At 70.1% G+C, this 16,406-nt stretch carries 17 protein-coding genes; 11 read left to right on the plus strand and 6 right to left on the minus strand.

Features of this window, described 5'->3' with window-relative positions:
- Positions 1-14 precede the first annotated feature (14 nt).
- Positions 15-959: a substrate-binding domain-containing protein gene (locus ROJ8625_RS16080; protein WP_085792945.1), complete on the plus strand. Its 945-nt coding sequence runs from the start codon at positions 15-17 to the stop codon at positions 957-959.
- A 108-nt stretch (positions 960-1,067) separates the two neighbouring features.
- Here the strand turns inward: ROJ8625_RS16080 and ROJ8625_RS16085 are convergent, their stop codons facing one another.
- The 6 genes from ROJ8625_RS16085 to ROJ8625_RS16110 all read right to left on the minus strand — a co-directional run bounded on the left by ROJ8625_RS16085 (position 1,068) and on the right by ROJ8625_RS16110 (position 7,542).
- Positions 1,068-1,919: an alpha/beta fold hydrolase gene (locus tag ROJ8625_RS16085; RefSeq protein WP_085792946.1), complete on the minus strand. Its 852-nt coding sequence runs from the start codon at positions 1,917-1,919 to the stop codon at positions 1,068-1,070.
- Between the two features lie 4 nt (positions 1,920-1,923).
- Positions 1,924-2,742, minus strand: coding sequence for a 3-methyl-2-oxobutanoate hydroxymethyltransferase (locus ROJ8625_RS16090; RefSeq protein WP_085792947.1), 819 nt, complete (start codon positions 2,740-2,742; stop codon positions 1,924-1,926).
- On the minus strand, positions 2,739-3,725 hold the full coding sequence (locus tag ROJ8625_RS16095) for a substrate-binding domain-containing protein (RefSeq protein WP_085792948.1): 987 nt from the start codon (positions 3,723-3,725) through the stop codon (positions 2,739-2,741). Before ROJ8625_RS16095 ends, ROJ8625_RS16090 begins: the two co-directional genes overlap by 4 nt.
- An 81-nt stretch (positions 3,726-3,806) precedes the next feature.
- The gene (locus ROJ8625_RS16100) at positions 3,807-4,805 is read right to left on the minus strand and encodes a 2Fe-2S iron-sulfur cluster-binding protein (protein ID WP_085792949.1); all 999 of its coding nucleotides are present in this window, start codon (positions 4,803-4,805) and stop codon (positions 3,807-3,809) included.
- Positions 4,806-4,829: 24 nt separating this feature from the next.
- Positions 4,830-5,669: an IclR family transcriptional regulator gene (locus ROJ8625_RS16105; RefSeq protein ID WP_159456785.1), complete on the minus strand. Its 840-nt coding sequence runs from the start codon at positions 5,667-5,669 to the stop codon at positions 4,830-4,832.
- Positions 5,670-5,748: 79 nt separating this feature from the next.
- Positions 5,749-7,542, minus strand: coding sequence for an ethanolamine ammonia-lyase reactivating factor EutA (locus ROJ8625_RS16110; protein WP_085792951.1), 1,794 nt, complete (start codon positions 7,540-7,542; stop codon positions 5,749-5,751).
- A gap of 115 nt (positions 7,543-7,657) precedes the next feature.
- On the opposite strand from ROJ8625_RS16110, the gene ROJ8625_RS16115 reads away from it, so the two are divergent.
- From ROJ8625_RS16115 to ROJ8625_RS16160, 10 genes are all read left to right on the plus strand, one after another.
- The gene (locus ROJ8625_RS16115) at positions 7,658-8,773 is read left to right on the plus strand and encodes a cupin domain-containing protein (RefSeq protein WP_085792952.1); all 1,116 of its coding nucleotides are present in this window, start codon (positions 7,658-7,660) and stop codon (positions 8,771-8,773) included.
- A 98-nt stretch (positions 8,774-8,871) separates the two neighbouring features.
- Positions 8,872-10,161 carry an aromatic ring-hydroxylating dioxygenase subunit alpha gene (locus tag ROJ8625_RS16120; protein ID WP_085792953.1) on the plus strand — a complete coding sequence of 430 codons (1,290 nt, stop codon included), beginning with the start codon at positions 8,872-8,874 and terminating at the stop codon, positions 10,159-10,161.
- Between the two features lie 4 nt (positions 10,162-10,165).
- The gene (locus ROJ8625_RS16125) at positions 10,166-10,747 is read left to right on the plus strand and encodes a hypothetical protein (protein ID WP_085792954.1); all 582 of its coding nucleotides are present in this window, start codon (positions 10,166-10,168) and stop codon (positions 10,745-10,747) included.
- A gap of 63 nt (positions 10,748-10,810) precedes the next feature.
- A complete protein-coding gene (locus tag ROJ8625_RS16130; protein WP_085792955.1) occupies positions 10,811-11,410 on the plus strand; it encodes a HupE/UreJ family protein in 600 nt (199 codons plus the stop codon).
- 138 nt (positions 11,411-11,548) lie between these two features.
- A complete protein-coding gene (locus tag ROJ8625_RS16135) occupies positions 11,549-11,992 on the plus strand; it encodes a hypothetical protein (RefSeq protein ID WP_085792956.1) in 444 nt (147 codons plus the stop codon).
- An 18-nt stretch (positions 11,993-12,010) separates the two neighbouring features.
- On the plus strand, positions 12,011-12,625 hold the full coding sequence (locus ROJ8625_RS16140; RefSeq protein ID WP_085792957.1) for a hypothetical protein: 615 nt from the start codon (positions 12,011-12,013) through the stop codon (positions 12,623-12,625).
- Positions 12,622-13,137: a hypothetical protein gene (locus ROJ8625_RS16145; RefSeq protein ID WP_085792958.1), complete on the plus strand. Its 516-nt coding sequence runs from the start codon at positions 12,622-12,624 to the stop codon at positions 13,135-13,137. Before ROJ8625_RS16140 ends, ROJ8625_RS16145 begins: the two co-directional genes overlap by 4 nt.
- A 30-nt stretch (positions 13,138-13,167) precedes the next feature.
- The gene (locus ROJ8625_RS16150; protein ID WP_085792959.1) at positions 13,168-14,922 is read left to right on the plus strand and encodes a thiamine pyrophosphate-binding protein; all 1,755 of its coding nucleotides are present in this window, start codon (positions 13,168-13,170) and stop codon (positions 14,920-14,922) included.
- Positions 14,923-14,946: 24 nt separating this feature from the next.
- The gene (locus ROJ8625_RS16155) at positions 14,947-15,840 is read left to right on the plus strand and encodes a dienelactone hydrolase family protein (RefSeq protein ID WP_085792960.1); all 894 of its coding nucleotides are present in this window, start codon (positions 14,947-14,949) and stop codon (positions 15,838-15,840) included.
- Positions 15,841-15,928: 88 nt separating this feature from the next.
- Positions 15,929-16,393, plus strand: coding sequence for a pyridoxamine 5'-phosphate oxidase family protein (locus ROJ8625_RS16160; RefSeq protein WP_085792961.1), 465 nt, complete (start codon positions 15,929-15,931; stop codon positions 16,391-16,393).
- Positions 16,394-16,406: the final 13 nt, after the last annotated feature.

Raw genomic sequence — 16,406 nt, forward strand, 5'->3', positions numbered from 1 at the left:
CGGAAAGGACGACCATGCCCAAGACCCGCCTGAGCGCCGTGAGCCGCACGCAGGGAAACAACCGCGCGCTGAAGGAGGGGGCGGTCGGCCTGCCCGATTTCGAGCTCGACTTCGAGGAGGTGAACCCGCTGCCGCGCGCCTTCCGCCGCATGGTGCGCGAGGGCGCCTACGACGTCTCGGAAATGGCGCTGACGACGTTTCTCTGCGCGCGCGCGCACGGCGCGCCGCTGACCGGGCTGCCGATCTTCCTGGTGCGCGACTTCCACCACAAGTCGATGGCGATGAACGCCGCCGCTTGCCTGTCCGGCCCGAAGGATCTCGAGGGCCGCCGCGTCGGCGTGATGCGCGGCTACACCGTGACCACCGGCGTCTGGGCCCGCACCATCCTCGCCGAGGAGCACGGCGTCGATCTCGGCCAGGTGACCTGGGCGCGATCGGACGACGAGCACGTGGCGAGCTTCGTGCCGCCGCCGAACGTCGAGGAGCTGGGCGGCGAGGGGTCGCTGGAGGACCAGATCCGCGCCGGCGACCCGGTCGCCGGGGTCGGCCTGCCGGCAAAAGGCGAGGGCCTCGTGCCGGTGATCGCCGATCCGTTCGAGGCCGGCCTCGCCGCCTGCCGCGACCGCGGCTTCTATCCGATCAATCACCTCGTCGTGGTCCGCGACGACGTGCTGGCGGCGCATCCCGGCCTCGCGGATCAGCTCTTCGACGCCTTCGCCGCGTCGCGCGATCTCTACCTCGCCGATCTCGCGGCCGGGCGCATCGCCGAGCCCGCGCCGACCGACCGCGTGCACGCGGCGGTGAGCGCCGCCGGCCACGCGCCGCTGCCCTACGGGATCGCGCCCAACCGCGCCGTGCTCGAGACGCTGATGGCCCAGGCGGTCGCGCAGCGCATCGTCGACGCGCCGATCCCGCTCGAGGATCTCTTCGCCCCCGAGCTCCACGACCGTGCCGCCTGACGCCCACACCCCGAACCGCCCCGGGCGCCGGCTCTTCTTCTTGGCGCAAGTACTCCGGGGGTGAATTGGCCGCAGGCCAAGAGGGGGCAGCGCCCCCTCACGCACCCCTCAGCCCGCCGCGCGCAGGAAGTCGAGCACGCGCGCCGGGGCGGTCTCCTCGGTCTGGGCGTCGGGGGGGACATCCCAGTATTCCGCGCCGGACAGGCATTCGTGCATGTAGCGCGCCGCGGAGGTGGCGTGGAAGCCGTCGGCGCCGGGCACCACGAGGGCGGGGATCGACAGGCGCATCAGGTCCTCGGGCTCGGCGCCGGGCGAGGTGTCGCGGTCGATCAGGCCGCGCATCATGCCGCGGACCGTCAGCAGGTAGCGCTCGAGGTCGAGCGCCGCATATTCCGCCGCGAAGCTGTCCGAGTTGCGGATCGGCTGGCCCCAGGGCCCGCCGCGCGGGTCGCCCGAGAAGTTCTTGTCGTGGCTCTTCACCAGGTCGACGACCGCCTGCAGCCCGTTCTCCTCGGCGAAGGCGAGGTGGCGGGCGAAGCGCTGGTGCCCGGAGATGCGGTAGTTGGCGCCGCCCACGGGCCAGTAATGCACCATCGAGATCACGCGGTGGGGCAGGGTCGCGGCGAAGGCCGAGACCGGGCAGCAGCCCATGCATCCGCCCATCAGGTGCGCGCGATCGTGCCCGAGATGATCGAGAAGCCCCGCGCCCTGGCGCACGTAGTGGTCCCAGGTGACGCGCTCGACCCGGCCGCCCGACTGGCCGTTCTCGCGCCGGTCGAACAGGATGCAGGTGAAGTGCCGGGGCAGGTGATCCAGCAGGCGGATGCGCTTGTAGACGCCGAGGTCCGTCCATTTCTCGATCCGGGCGTCGAAGCCGCCGGGCGAGAACATCAGCAGCGGCGGTCCCTCGCCCGTCACCTCGTAGCGCGTCGAAATTCCGTCGATCTCGGCGAACGGCATGGCGTTACCTCCCCGGCTGTCCCTTGATCTGGCGCGCGTCGCGCACGTCGCCGGCGCATTCGGCCAGCGCGTCGTGCATGATCTGCGCCACGTTGGCGTAGCCCTTGGCCTCCTGGCCGACGAGGCTCGCGTCGTACCCAACCGCGGCCTGCGCGAGCCGCACCCGGCCGTCGAGCCAGGGCCCGCCGCCGAAGCCGCCGATCACCGGGATCGACACCGCCTCGACGACCTTGGGCCCGACGACGGGCCCCGAATTGGTGAAGTCGAGCAGGACCGCGCCGGCGGCTTCGAGCATCCGGGCCTCCTCGATCATCCGCGCCTCCATCCCGGCGACGAGGTCGGACCCGGCCTTGGCCTGGTTCTCGTAGGGGATGCCCATCGCCAGGGCGGTCTGCGGCGTCAGGCCGAACTGCGCCCAGACCGGGATGCCCGCGCGGGCGAGCGCGCTGACCGCCTCGGGGTAGTCCGCCGCGCCGTCGAGCTTCAGCAGGTCGATGCCGGCCTCCTTGACCAGCCGGATGCCGGCGCGCACGGCGGCGTCGACGCCCTCCTGCAGCGGACCGTAGGGAAAGTCGGCGGAGAGCAGCGCGCGTTTCACGCCGCGGCGGGCGGCCTTGGTGACGATCACCATCTCGTCCATGGTGATCTCGAACATGGTGTCGCGGCCCCAGAGGTTCTTGCCCACGGTGTCGCCCACCGACACGATCTCGGCGCCGATGCCGTCGGCGATCGCGGCCATGTGGGTGTCCCAGCAGACGACGCCGAAGATCTTCTGGCCGTCGCGCTTCATCTGGTGCAGCCGCGGGATGGTGACGCCGCTCATATGACGAACTCCTCGAGGGTTTCGGGTGCGAACATGTCGTCGACCGACAGCTTGTGCGGGCTCAGCCCCTGTTCGTGGTGGTAGCGCAGGAAGGTGTCGAGCGTGGCGCGGTTGGGCTCCACGCCGTAGGGCCAGAAATCGTCGCCCATCGTGTCGAAGGTCTCTTCCACGTGGGCGTTGAACCACGGCAGCATCCCCTTGAGCGCCGCGGTCTCCTTCAGGCCCTCGTAGGTCAGGCGCTGCGCCTCGCGGAACGCCTGGAACAGGTTCATGGCGATCCAGCGGTTGGCCTCGTAGACCTCGCGGCGGATGGCGACGACGTGCATGATCGGGAAGATCCCGGTGTCGCGCCAGTAGGCCTTTTCGACCTCGACGTAGTCGGGAAAGAGCCGTTTCACCCTCACCCCGTCGTAGGTCGAGGGCTTGCGCGCGGTGTGAAAGGCGTCGATCCGGCCGTCGGCGAGCATCTGCGCCAGCGTGTCGGTGGGGCCGATCCGCTCCACCCGGAAATTCGGCGGCAGGTCGAGCGGCACCTTTTCCTGGCGGTTGGGCTCTTCCTCGCCGCCGGTGACGTAGGTCGGCCCGTCCACCGGCACGCCGTAATGGTCCGACAGGATCCCGCGGATCCAGACCGGCGCGGTCATCTGGTATTCGGGGCAGCCGAAGCGCTTGCCGACGAGGTCCGCCGGGCTGTCGATGCCGGCGTCCGCGTTCACGTAGATGCACGAGTGGCGGAAGAAGCGGCTGGGAAAGACCGGGATCGCCACGAACGGGCGGTCGGGCTTGGTCAGCGACACGAGGTAGGACGACATCGACATCTCGGAGACGTCGAATTCGCGGTTGCGCAACATGCGGAAGAAGGTTTCCTCGACCACCATGTTGAGGAACGTCAGGTCGATCCCCTCGGGCCGCACGCGGCCGTCCATCAGCGCCTGGACACGGTCGTAGTCCCAGCAGCCGAGCGTGAGTGGCAGATTTGGCATGGTCCCTCCCCGGATGCCCGCTGGCCGCGGGTCTGAATGGTCGATGACGTCGGCCGGTCGGCCTCTCGGCCAGCCGCGGCGTCAGTAGAATTCGTCGAAATGCATCCGCTCGGGGGGCAGGCCGGCCTCGTGGGCCATGAGCTGCACCGCCTGGCTCATCGCGGCGGGGCCGGCGAAGTAGAGTTCGCACGCGGCGAGCGCGTCGCCGAGCGTGTCGCGTGCCACGTCGGGCAGGAGCCCGGTTGCGCCGCTCCAGTCGGCCGAGGGCTCCATCAGCGCGGTGGTGACCGTGACCTTGGGCGCGAGGTCGCCGCCGAGGACGGTCGCCGGGTCGAAAAGGTCGGCCTCGCTTCGCGCGCCGTAGAGGAGGTGGATCCGGCGGTCGCCGAGCATGCCGGCCGCGTCGGCGCCGCGGGCGATCGACACCATCGGCGACAGGCCCGAGCCGCCGGCGAGCAGAACGATGTCGCGCGGGCTGTCCTCGCGCAGCCACGCGGTGCCGTAGGGCCCGTCGAGGGTGACCGTGCCGCCGGGTTCGAGCGTGTCGAAGAGATGCGCGGTCACCGCGCCGCCGGGCTTGCGCTTGACGATGAAGTCCCACGTGCCGTCGCCGGGCAGGTTCGACATCGAGTAGGCGCGGCCGCCGGTGATGCCGGGCGCGCCGATCAGCGCGTATTGCCCGGGGCGGAAGCCGTCCGCGCCGTCGATGCGGAAGGAGAACTCGGTGAGGTCGTGCGCGACCGGCGTCGCGCTCAGAAGCTCGGCCTCGCGCAGGGCGGGGCGGTCGCGGCTGACGGCCTCGGGGTCGGGGCGCAGCTTGATGACGCAATCGACCAGCGGTTCGGCCTGGCAGCCGAGCCAGCGGCCGCGCTTGAGGTCCTTCTTTTCGGACCACGCGGGCGGATCGTCGCGGGTGTGGCGCACCTCGCCCTTGATCAGCTGGAACTTGCAGTTCCCGCATTCGCCCACGTTGCACGAATAGGGCACGCCCAGCCCCGCCCGGAGCGCCGCGCGGAGGATGGTGTCCCCCGGCGCGCACTCGAACTGGGTGCCATCGGACTGCAGCGTGATCGTGGGCATGGTGCGGGCGGCTCCTTCGGGCGGTCAGACGTAGATCGGTTGTCGGCGGATGTAGCCCAGGCGCTCGGAGATCTGCTGCGCGGCCTCGATGGCCTGCGGTCCGAGCTTGGGAAACATGTTCTTGCGGATGCGCACGCGGGGGCCGGCGATGCCGACGGCGGCGACGATGCGGCCTTCGCCGTTGTAGATCGGCGCGGCGATGCAGCGGGTGCCCTCGTCGCATTCCTCGTCCTCGACCGCGTAGCCGTGACGCTTGGCCTTGCGGATGCGCGCGCGCAGCTCGTCCTCGTCGGTGACCGACCGCTCGGTGCGCGCGGTGCGCGGCATGGCGAGGAAGGATTCGAACTCGTCGTCGCGCAGGCCCGACAGCAGGCAATGCCCCTCGGCGGTGCAGAAGGCGGGCTTCAGCTGGCCGGTCCGCGAGCGCAGGCGCAGGGTCTGCGGGCTTTCGAAGTCGTGCAGGAACACCACCCGGTCGCGTTCGAGCACGGCGAGGCGGGTGTTTTCCTGCGTCGCGTCCCGCAGCTCGTTCAGGATGGTCTTGCTCTCGCTCGTGACGTCGAGCCGCGAACGCACCAGCGAGCCGAGCGAGAACAGCCCGACGCCGAGCGAGTAGCGCCCGTTCTCGGGGTTCTGCTGGAGCAGGTTTTCCTCGAGCAGCGTGCCGGCCAGCCGGTGCACGGTGCTCTTGGCGACGTTGAGTCGCTTGGCGAGTTCGGATATCCCGAGCTCGGTGTCCTCCTCGGTGAACGTCTTGAGGAGATGGATCGCCGTCGCGACCGAGGACAACCGCGAGCTGTCGCGCCGTGGGTTGCGGTTCAGCTCCTTGCGGCCGCCGGGTTTGAGATCGTCAGCTTCTTCCATCACGCACTCCGTTCCACTGGAAAGAACTCCATTCCAGTTTCCCGGTCGCGAGTCCACGCTGTCAATGATGGCGCCGCGTTCACCGGTCGCTTCCGTCGTCGTCGTGACCGTGATGCGCATGAGAGTGGCCATGCGCGGGGTCGTGGTCGTGATGATGGTGGTGGTGCCCGTGGTCGTGGTCATGCTCGTGGTCGTGATGATGGTGATGGTGCCCGTCACCGTGGTGGTGATGGCCGTGGCCGGCGGCGGGCGCCGGCTGGAACTGGATGCGCTCCTGCCGGCGGGGGCCGCGCGGATCCTCGGAGAACAGCAGCGATTTCACCGTGACCGGCACCGTGTAGGAGGGCAGGCGCACCTTGCCGAGGTCGATGTAGTCGAAATCGCGCAGCTCGATCCCGTCTAGGATGAGCAGATCGTTGTTGAGCCCGATCTCGTCGCGCAGGATGCCGCCGAGGGTCTGGGCGATGTCGCCGTCGATCATCACGTGCAGCGGACGCCCGGCCTCGAGCCAGGGCCGCATCGCCGCGACGATGCCGTCGGCGAGCGCGCGGATCGCGCGGTATTCCGGCGGGCCGTTGAACTCGAAGGCGAGCGCGACCTCGTTGTCCGACGGCGCGAGATCGAAGGACTCGAAGTGCTGCAGGATCGCGCGGGCGATCGGCGGCGCGGTGGGCGCCTGCGACAGGTCGATGTCGGGCTTGAGCACCTGCATCGACCGGCGCGGCAGCACCCGGCCCGGTCGGGTGATCGTCGAGGTCTGGCCCGAAAGCTGGACCGAGTATTCCGACGCGCCGAGCGCGGTGGCGCGGATGCAGGCGGCGGCGTGCATGTAGGGCGCGCCGAGATCGCCCGCGTCGATGCGCGCGCGCAGCCGCTTGCCGAGCGGCAGGCCGATGTCGCCGAAATCGCGGGTCTCGCGCCCCGACACGTATTCGCCCACGCCGCCCGACACCACGATGCCGTCGATATCGCCGATGTCGTCGGGAATGTCGGTCAGGAACAGCTCGGCCACGTCGCGCGGCAGCGGCCGCGCGGTCAGCGCGGTGACCACGATATCGGCCATGCGCGTAGCCACGCGGTCGAGCGCCTCGGGCGGGCAGGGCGCGCCGACGGCCAGGTCGAGCCCCGCCGCGGCGGCGTGGTGGCGCCCGGTGGGCTCCGCCCGGGTGACGCGGCCGTCCTCGGTCGCGATCAGCCGTCCGCCGACGCCGAGCGCGGCGGTCCAGACGACCCGCCCGGCCTCGCACAGGGCGAGCTTCGTCGTGCCGCCGCCGATATCGACGTTGAGGATGCGGTTGCCGCCCTCGTGGCTGGTCTTGGCGGCGCCAGAGCCGTAGGCGGCGAGCATCGCCTCCATGTGGTTGCCGGCGGTCGCGGTGACGAAGTCGCCACCCTTTTCCGACACCACGTCGGCGATCGCCTCGGCGTTCTGGCGGCGCAGCGCCTCGCCGGTGAGGATCACCACCCCGGTGTCGATGTCGGAGGGCCGGACCGCGGCCTCGGCATAGGCGTCGTCGATGATCGCGCCGAGCGCGGCGGCGTCGATCTCGGTCTCGCCGGCATAGGGCGTGAACGACACCGGCGACTCGTAGGCGGTCTGCCGGTCGACGATCACGTAGCGCGAGGCATGGCTGTCGGCGACGCGCTGCAGGTGGATCGTGGAAAAGATCACCTGCGTGCCGGCGCTGCCGATGTCGATCCCGACCGAGGTCAGCGCCACGTTGTCGCGCTGCCAGATCGGATTCTCCTCGAGCGGGCCGGGGTCGATGTCGTCGTGATCGTGGTCGGCGTCGTCGCCATGCTCGTGAGGGTAGAAATCCCCGAACATGTGGTCGTCGATCGTGTGCCTGGGGGGACGCTTCTCGTCGGCCATCAACTGTTCCTCTATGCGGACCGTCGGTCCATTGACGTGACCGTAGCCGCCGACGTATCTTTTGCGCAACCGAAAAATCCGGCGCGAGGAGCGCCGTTGCCGGGAGGGAGAAGAAATGAACACCCATGCGCGCGTGTCCGACCAGCTGGCCGAGAAGTTCAAGACCGAGAAGGAGACGCCCTATACGCGCTTTCTCAAGGACGAGGGTCTCGAGCTCATCAACGGCAACTACGTGCCGTCGCTGCACGAGGTCGAGCTGAAGCCGTGGGCGCGGCGGGGTGGCAACGCGGTCTTCATGAACCACGACGCCAGCCGGACGACGAACGACTGCTACGTCATGGAGATCCCCGCCGGCGGCAAGCTCGAGCCGCACCGCCAGCTCTTCGAGGAGACGGTGCTGATCCTGTCGGGCCGCGGATCGACCGTGGTGTGGGACGACAAGGGCAACCGCACCAGCTTCGAATGGGGGCCGGGCGCGATCTTCGGGATCCCGCTCAACGCCAATCACCAGCACTTCAACGGCTCGGGCACCGAGCCCGCGCGGTATATCGGCGTGACCAACATGCCGCCGCTGATGAACGTGTTCGAGGATCCGAACTTCCTCTTCCACACCGCCTACGACTTCGAGGGGCGGTTCTCGGGCGAGCCCGACTACTTCGCGGAGTCCAAGCAGATGCAGGGCCTGCTGCTCGAGACCAACTACGTCGCGGACGCGGTGAACCTGCCGCTGGTCGAGGCCAAGGAGCGCGGCGCCGGTGGCGGACACATCCGCTTCCAGCTCGCCAAGTGCTCGATGAACAGCCACATCAGCCAGTTCCCGGTCGGCACCTACAAGAAGTGCCACCGCCACGGGCCGGGCGCGCACGTCATCATCCTGTCGGGCGAGGGCTATTCGCTGATGTGGCCCGAGGGCGCGGAGCCCAAGCGCTACGACTGGAAGCCGGGCTCGATGATCGTGCCGCCGAACATGTGGTACCACCAGCATTTCAATACCGGAACGACGCCGGCGCGCTATCTCGCCTTCAAGTACGAGGGCGTGGCGATCCGCAACGAACAGGGCGTGCCGAAGGCGTGGATCAGCCAGCGCATCGGCGGCGACCAGATCGACTATGCCGACGAGAGCGACCTGGTGCGGACGATGTTCGCCGACTCTCTTGCCGAGAACGGGCTCGAGTCGAAGATGGAGCCCGCCTACGAGGCCGAGAAGGCGGACCTGCCGCCCAAGGGCTGACCGCCGTCGCGGGCATGAGGGATGCATGACGAAGGCCGCGGCGCCCGTCGGAACGGGACGAGGCGCCGGGCGCGACGATCGAAGGAGGAGGCGGCACGATGCTGCGCAAGGAAGTCAACGACCTGCTGACCCAGACCGATCCGGGCACCACGATGGGCGAAATGTTCCGTCAGTACTGGATCCCCGCGCTCCTGGCGCGCGAACTTCCCGAGGACGATTGCCCGCCGGTGCGGGTGAAGCTCCTCGGCGAGCGGCTGATCGCGTTTCGCGACAGCAAGGGCCGCTACGGCCTGATGGACGAGTTCTGTGCCCACCGCGGCGTGTCGCTGTGGTTCGGCCGGAACGAGGAAGGCGGCCTGCGCTGCCCCTATCACGGCTGGAAATACGACGTGAACGGGCAGTGCATCGAGGTGCCGTCCGAGCCCGAGGAATCGGGCTTCTGCGAGAAGATCAAGCTCAAGGCCTACCCGCTCATCAAGGTGGGCGACGTGCTCTGGACGCACATGGGCGACAAGGAGAACCGGCCGCCGGAGCCCGAGTGGGAGTTCGCGACCGTTCCCGAGGACCAGACCTACACCTCCAAGCGCTGGCAGGAATGCAACTGGCTGCAGGCGATGGAGGGCGGCATCGACTCGAGCCACGTGTCGTTCCTGCACTCGGGTGGGCTGAAGTCCGACCCGCTGTTCAAGGGCGCCAAGGGCAACCAGTACAACGCCAACGACAAGAAGCCGGTCTTCGAGGTCACCGAATCCGACGGCGGGCTGTTCATCGGCGCGCGCCGCATGGCCGAGGAAGGGCACTACTACTGGCGGATCACGCCGTGGGTGATGCCGTCGTTCACGATGGTGCCGCCGCGCGGCGACCACCCGGTGCACGGCCACTTCTGGGTGCCGATCGACGACTACAACTGCTGGGCGTGGTCGTTCGACTACCACCCGACGCGGCCGCTCACGCCCGAAGAGCTTCAGGCGATGAAGGACGGCTACGGCGTCCACAACAAGTACGAGTCCGAGGACAGCTTCCGCCCGCTGCAGAACAAGGACAACGACTACCTGATGGACCGCGCGGCGCAGAAGTCGGGCGAGAGCTATTCCGGCATCTGGGGCATCGCCATGCAGGACGCGAGCCTGCAGGAGAGCATGGGGCCGGTCGTCGACCGCACGCGGGAAAACCTCGTGTCGACCGACAACGGCATCATCATGGCGCGCCACCGCCTGCGGAAGGCGGCGATCGCGCTGCGCGACAAGGGCGTCCAGCCGCCGGGCCGCACGACCGAGCACCAGATGGTGCGCTCGGCCGCGAAGGTCCTGCCGGACGACCAACCGTTCAAGGACGCGATGGCCGAGGACCTGACCGTCCGGCCCGGCGTCAAGCAGACCTCGGTGTAACCGGATGCCACACGATTCCGACGACATCTTCGAGGCGGACAACGCCACGCGCCGCGATCGCGGCCCGGTCGATCACCCGACCATGCTGTCGAGCTGTTCGCGGGCCGCGACCGCCGAGGAGGCGCGCTACCGGGTGCAGTACCCGAACTCGATGACGCGCTCGTCGCGCATCTTTGCGCTCGATGAAGCGGCAGCCGAGGCGATGTACGGCATCACCGAGGAGCCCTGGAACGATGCGCACTTCCTCACGCTGGCCGCACGGGGCAAGGTCAGCCCGGACACGCGCCCCGAGGACCTGCCGCTCAGCCGGCCGGACGGCGCGGCGGCGTCGCTTCTCGACGAGATCGAGGGCGCGGACGTCGTCGTGCTCCTGGCCTCCGACGGCACCAGCGAGGGCGCGGCCGAGGTGATCGCGCGCGAGTGCTTCGAGCGGCGGATCATGTGCGCCGGCCTTGCCCTCGGGCAGGGGCGGAGCGATGCGGCGGTGGCGACCGTGGTGAACTCGATGCGGCGGTTCGCGCGGGTTCTGGTGGTGGCGCAGGATGACGATTTCATCCCGGCCATGCTGACGGCGCTGCGGGCCTGAGACACGGCCGGCCCGGACGGGCCGGCAACACTTGAAAGACTGAACTGACAGGGAGAGACCCAGATGAAATTCGCACGACTCCTCGCGCTGGCCGGTGCCGGCCTCGCCGTCGCATCGCCGGCTGCCGCGCACCTCGACCCGGCCGCGCACGGCTCGGTGGCCGCCGGCTTCACCCACCCGCTGTTCGGCCTCGACCACGTGCTGGCGATGGTCGCGGTCGGTCTCTGGGCCGCGATGCTGGGCGGCCGCGCCGTTGCGGCGGTGCCCGCAGCGTTCGTCGGCGCCATGGTTGTCGGCTTCGGCCTCGCGATGGCCGGCCTGTGGCTGCCGTTCGTGGAGCCGATGATCCTCGCCTCTGTGGTGCTGATCGGCCTTCTGGTCGCGATCGCGGCGCGCGTGCCGGTCGCCGGCGGGGCGGCCATCGTCGGGGTCTTCGCGCTGTTCCACGGCTTTGCCCACGGTGGCGAGCTGGGCGCCGCGGCGCCGGGCGGCTACCTCGCGGGCTTCGTGCTCGGCACCGCGCTGCTGCACGCGGTGGGCATCGGCCTCGGCCTCGGGCTGGCACGTCTCGCCGGCGGGGCCGGCAGCGTCGGCACGCTCGGCCGCGCGCTCGGTGCTGGCACGGCGATGCTGGGCCTCGGCCTCGGCGCCGGCGTCATCTGATCGCCACGACCGGGCCCGCGCGTGAGGCGCGGGCCCGGCTCCCTTTCGCCGACGCAGGCGCCACCCGCGCGCGTCGCGCCGGCCGGGCCGCCCCCGGCCCCCCATTTCCGCGCCACGGCGCATCAAAGGACACGCGGCATGTGCGGTGAGATCGACGAGCAGGTGCAGGTCGGGCAGGACCTGCTGGAGCAGATGCGGGTGATCGCGCGCCGCGAGGGCCTGTCGCCCGAGGCGGAGGCGCGCGCCGCGCCGCGCGGGCTGGCCGAGGCCGACGGACGCGCCGCCTACATGGAGTCCGTCTTCCGCGAGGGCCTGTCGCGCGCGCTGGCCGACATCGCCGCCGCCGAGGAGGACGAGACCGTCGACGCGCTGGCCGCGCAGTCGATCGCACTGGCCCGGCTGGCGGGCTTTCTCGCCGGACAATTGCCGCCCGAGGCGGACCTCTTCCGCGCGATTATCGAGGCGGTCAGCGCCGGCCATGCCGAGCCGCAGCGCATGGCCGCCGAGCATCGCGCCGAGCACGACCATCACCACGGCCACGGCCACGATCACGACGATCCGCACCATCATCACCATCACTGACCGAAGGCCGCCCGCCGCATGTCCCGCTTTGCATACCTTTCCGATCCCGCCTGGCGCCGCGCGGTGCTCGTGGACGGGTTCGGCAAGGGGTTCTGGGGCTTCGCGGCGGCGGCCGTCGTCACCGGCATCGCCTGCTGGGCGATCAAGGGACAGGAGGCGGTCGCCGACGCGATCATCAACGACGGCGCGCTGCTGGTCGACCTGATGCCGCGCGTCGTGGTCGCCCTGTCGATCGCGGCGCTGATCTGGTTCCTGCTGCCGCGCGACCGGATCTCGGGCCTCGTCGGCACCGAGAGCGGGTTCGCGGGCCTGCTGATCGCGACCGCCGCCGGCGCGGTGACGCCGGGCGGGCCGGCCTCGGCCTACGCGCTCCTGGCGGTGCTGGCGGGCTCGGGCGCCGATCGCGGCGCGATGGTCGCCTATATCACGTCTTGGGCGACGCTCGGGCTGCAGCGCATCCTCGTCTGGGACGTACCGTTCATGGGGGCGGAGTTCGCCTTTCTGCGGGTGCTGGTGTCGCTGCCGCTGCCGGTGCTGGCGGGGATGCTGGCGCGACAGCTGCCGTTCGAGCTGCGGATCAAGGACGATCCCGACCACGGCGGCACGTCCGACAGCCGGCCGAGCCGCGCATGAGCATCGGGTTCATCGTCCTGCTCGTGCTGCTGGCCGCCCTCGTCGCGCTCGCGGTGCGGCAGCGCCTCGATCCCGGGCCAACCCTCAAGCGGTTCCTCGAACAATTCGCCAAGCTGGTGCCGCGGATGCTCTGCGCGCTGGTCGCGGCGGGCTTCATCGCGCAGCTGATCCCGCGCGAGACGATCTCGGGCTATCTGGGCGACGATGCCGGGCTCCTGGCGCTGCCGGTGGCGGCGGCGACGGGGCTGATGGTGCCGGCGGGGCCGGTCATCGCCTTCGCCATCGCGGCGGTCTTCGCCAAGGCCGGCGCCTCGACCGCCGCGCTCGTCACCTTCGTGACCTCGTGGAGCGTCTTCGCGGCGCATCGCATCTTCATCTACGAACTGCCGCTGATCGGCGCCTCCTTCCTGCGTCTCCGGGCGGTGTCGGTGCTGTTCGCGCCGTTCGCGGCGGGCGCGCTGGCGATGCTGGTCGGGCTGGTCGCAAGTTTCGGGACGCCGTCGCCGATGTAGCGCCGGGCCGAGCCACGGGAGGAGACAGAGATGGCCGACGGAACGAAGGTCTACCAGAAATACCAGTCCGACGTGATCGTCGACCTGCTGCAGCACTACGGGTTCGAATACATCGCCATCAATCCCGGCGCATCGTTCCGGGGGCTGCACGACAGCCTGATCAACTACGGCGAGGACACGCCCAAGATGCTGGTCTGCCAGCACGAGGAAACCGCCGTCCAGATCGCCCACGGCTACGCCAAGGCGACGGGGCGGCCGATGGCGTGCATCCTGCACGATCTCGTGGGGCTGCTGCACGGGCAGATGGCGATCTACTACGCCTTCACCGACCGCGCGCCGGTCTTCATCCTCGGGGCCACGGGCCCGATGGACGAAAGCAAGCGGCGCCCGCGGTCTGACTGGCACCACACCGCGCAGAGCCAGGGCGACGCGGTGCGCAACTTCACCAAGTTCGACTACCAGCCGCACACGATCGACGGCGTGCCCGACAGCTTCATGCGGGCCTATTCGGCGATGGTGACCGAGCCGGCCGGGCCGACCTACCTGTGCTACGACGCGATGCTACAGGAGACGCCGCTGACCACCGAGGTGACGCTGCCCGACGCGTCGATGCAGGCCGCGCCGTCGCCGATGGCCGCCGACCCCGGCACGCTAGAGCAGATCGTGCGCACGCTCCTCTACGCCGAGCGGCCGTGGATCATGGCGGAGTTCACCGGCCGCCAGCCGGGCAACTTCGACAAGCTGGTGACGCTGGCCGAAACGCTGGGCGTCGCGGTGTGGGACGTCAATTCGGCGCTGTGCTTTCCGAACCGGCATCCGCAGGCCCTGTCGATGGACACCGAGAGCCTGTCGCAGGCCGACGCGATCCTCGCGCTCGATGTCGTCGACTGGGAAAAGGCGACGGCGAAGCTCGACAGCACGACGCGCCAGCTCGACAGCTACCTGTCGGAGGAGTGCGTCTGGATGGACGTGGGCTTTCACGAGACCGGGATCGGGTCGTGGTCGCTCGATTACGGGCGCTACCTGCCGAAGCGGCTGTCGGCGCTCGGCGATCCGCGGCTCGCCATGCCGCAGATGACCGAGATCGCGACGCGGCTGATCGCCGAGGACCCGGCGCTGCCCGAGCGGATCGCGGCGCGCAAGGCCCGCATCGCCGAGCGGCACGACGCGATCTTCGCGCAGTGGGCCGAAGAGGCGAAGGCCGAGCGCGACGCCTCTCCGCTGACGACCGCGCGGCTGGCCGACGAGATCTGGTCGGTCATCAAGGAGGAGGACTGGGTGTTGACCTCGGGCACGCTGCGGCAATGGACGCGCAAGCTCTGGGATTTCGATGCGCCGCACCGGCATCCCGGCAAGGGGCTCGGGACCTCGACGCAGATCGGCATGAGCCTTGGCGTCGCGCTCGCGCACAAGAACACCGACAGGGTGTGCGTGGCGATCCAGCCCGACGGCGACCTGATGTACGACGCCGGCGCGCTCTGGACCGCGGCCAAGCACGAGATCCCGCTGTTGATCGTGATGTTCAACAACCGCGCCTACTACAACGACTGGCACCACCAGATCCGCATGGCGCGCCAGCGCGGCACCGACGAGCGCAAGGCGCATATCGGCATGGACATCTTCGGGCCCGAGCCGGATTTCGCCACCATCGCGCGCGGCATGGGCATGTGGGGCGAGGGGCCGATCGACACGCCGGCGGATGTGGCGCCGGCCATCGCCCGCGCGCTCGAGGTGGTGAAGTCCGGCAAGCCAGCGCTGGTCGACGTCATCACCCGCCACCGCTGAGTCATCCGACAGGGAGCACGACAGATGAGCACCGGACTGACGGCCAAGGACTTTCACCCGCGCATCCTTGAACTCTACGACGCGCTGGCGCACGGGCGGATCACGCGCGAGGCGTTCCTGCGTGACGCGGCGCCGCACGTGGCCGAGGGCGGCAGCGCCGAGGCGCTTCTCGACAGCCTCGCGCCCGATTACGGCGCCGCGCCGCAGGTCGCGCCGGACGATCCGGCGATCCGAACCGCGCGGATCGACTATCGCAGTCCCGAGGGGCACCGCACGGTGTCGGCGCTTCTGGCGCGGCCGGCCGAGGCCGACGGCCCGCGCCCGGGCGTGCTCGTCATCCACGAGAACCGCGGGCTCAACCCGTATATCGAGGATGTCGCGCGGCGGCTGGCCAAGGCCGGCTACATCGCGCTGGCGCCCGACGGGCTGTCGGCCGAAGGCGGCTATCCCGGCAACGACGACGACGGCCGCGAGATGCAGGCCGCGCTCGACCAGGACAAGCTGCGCGCGGATTTTTGCGCGGGCTACGAGGTGCTGCGCGACCATGCCGACACGACGTCGCGGACCGGGGCGCTCGGGTTCTGCTGGGGCGGCGCGATGGTGAACACGCTGGCCGTGCGCTATCCGGACCTCTCGGCCGGCGTCGCCTTCTACGGGCGCCAGCCCGATCCCGCGGACGTGCCGCGGATCGAGGCGCCGCTGCTGCTGCACTACGCCGAGGCCGACGAGAAGGTGAACGCGGGATGGCCGGCCTACGAGGCGGCGCTGAAAGAGCACGGCAAGACCTACGAGGCGGTCATGCACCCGGGTGTGCAGCACGCCTTTCACAACGACACGACGCCCCGCTACGACGCGGTGGCGGCCGAGCGGGCCTGGGCGCAGACGCTCGACTTCTTCGCGCGCCACCTGACGGAGTGACGGCGCCCCCGGCGCCGGGCCGGGGCGTCTTTCGGCGGGTCGGCGCGGCGGCTAGGGTTCTCGTCGGAGCAGATCCGGGGAGGACACCGTGACCCACGACGCCGAGTGGACCCTCGAGGACACCTGCCGCCACGCGGTGCTGTGCTGGCTGGCGACCGTCGACGCGGCGGGACAGCCGAGCGTGTCGCCCAAGGAGATCTGGCACCGGGACGGCGACAGCTTCTGCATCGCAGATATCGCGTCCGCGGGATCGATCCGGGCGATCCGGGTCAATCCGCGCGTCTGCGTCAGCCTGATCGACGTCTTTCGCGAGAGGGGCCACAAGCTTATGGGCGCGGCCGAGATCGTCGAGAGCGGCGCGCCGGAGTTCGCGGCGCGCGCCGCGCCGCTGCGCGACCTGGCCGGGCCGGATTTCCCGATCCGCAACGTGATCGTGCTCCGGATCGAGCGGGCCGTGCCGATCATCGCGCCGAGCTGGCGGATCTTTCCCGAGCGCGACGCGGACGAGCACGTGCGCCGCAGCCTCGAGACCTACGGCGTGCGGCCGCGATAGGCGCGGCCACCGC

This window comes from Roseivivax jejudonensis (assembly GCF_900172265.1).
Classification (GTDB): domain Bacteria; phylum Pseudomonadota; class Alphaproteobacteria; order Rhodobacterales; family Rhodobacteraceae; genus Roseivivax; species Roseivivax jejudonensis.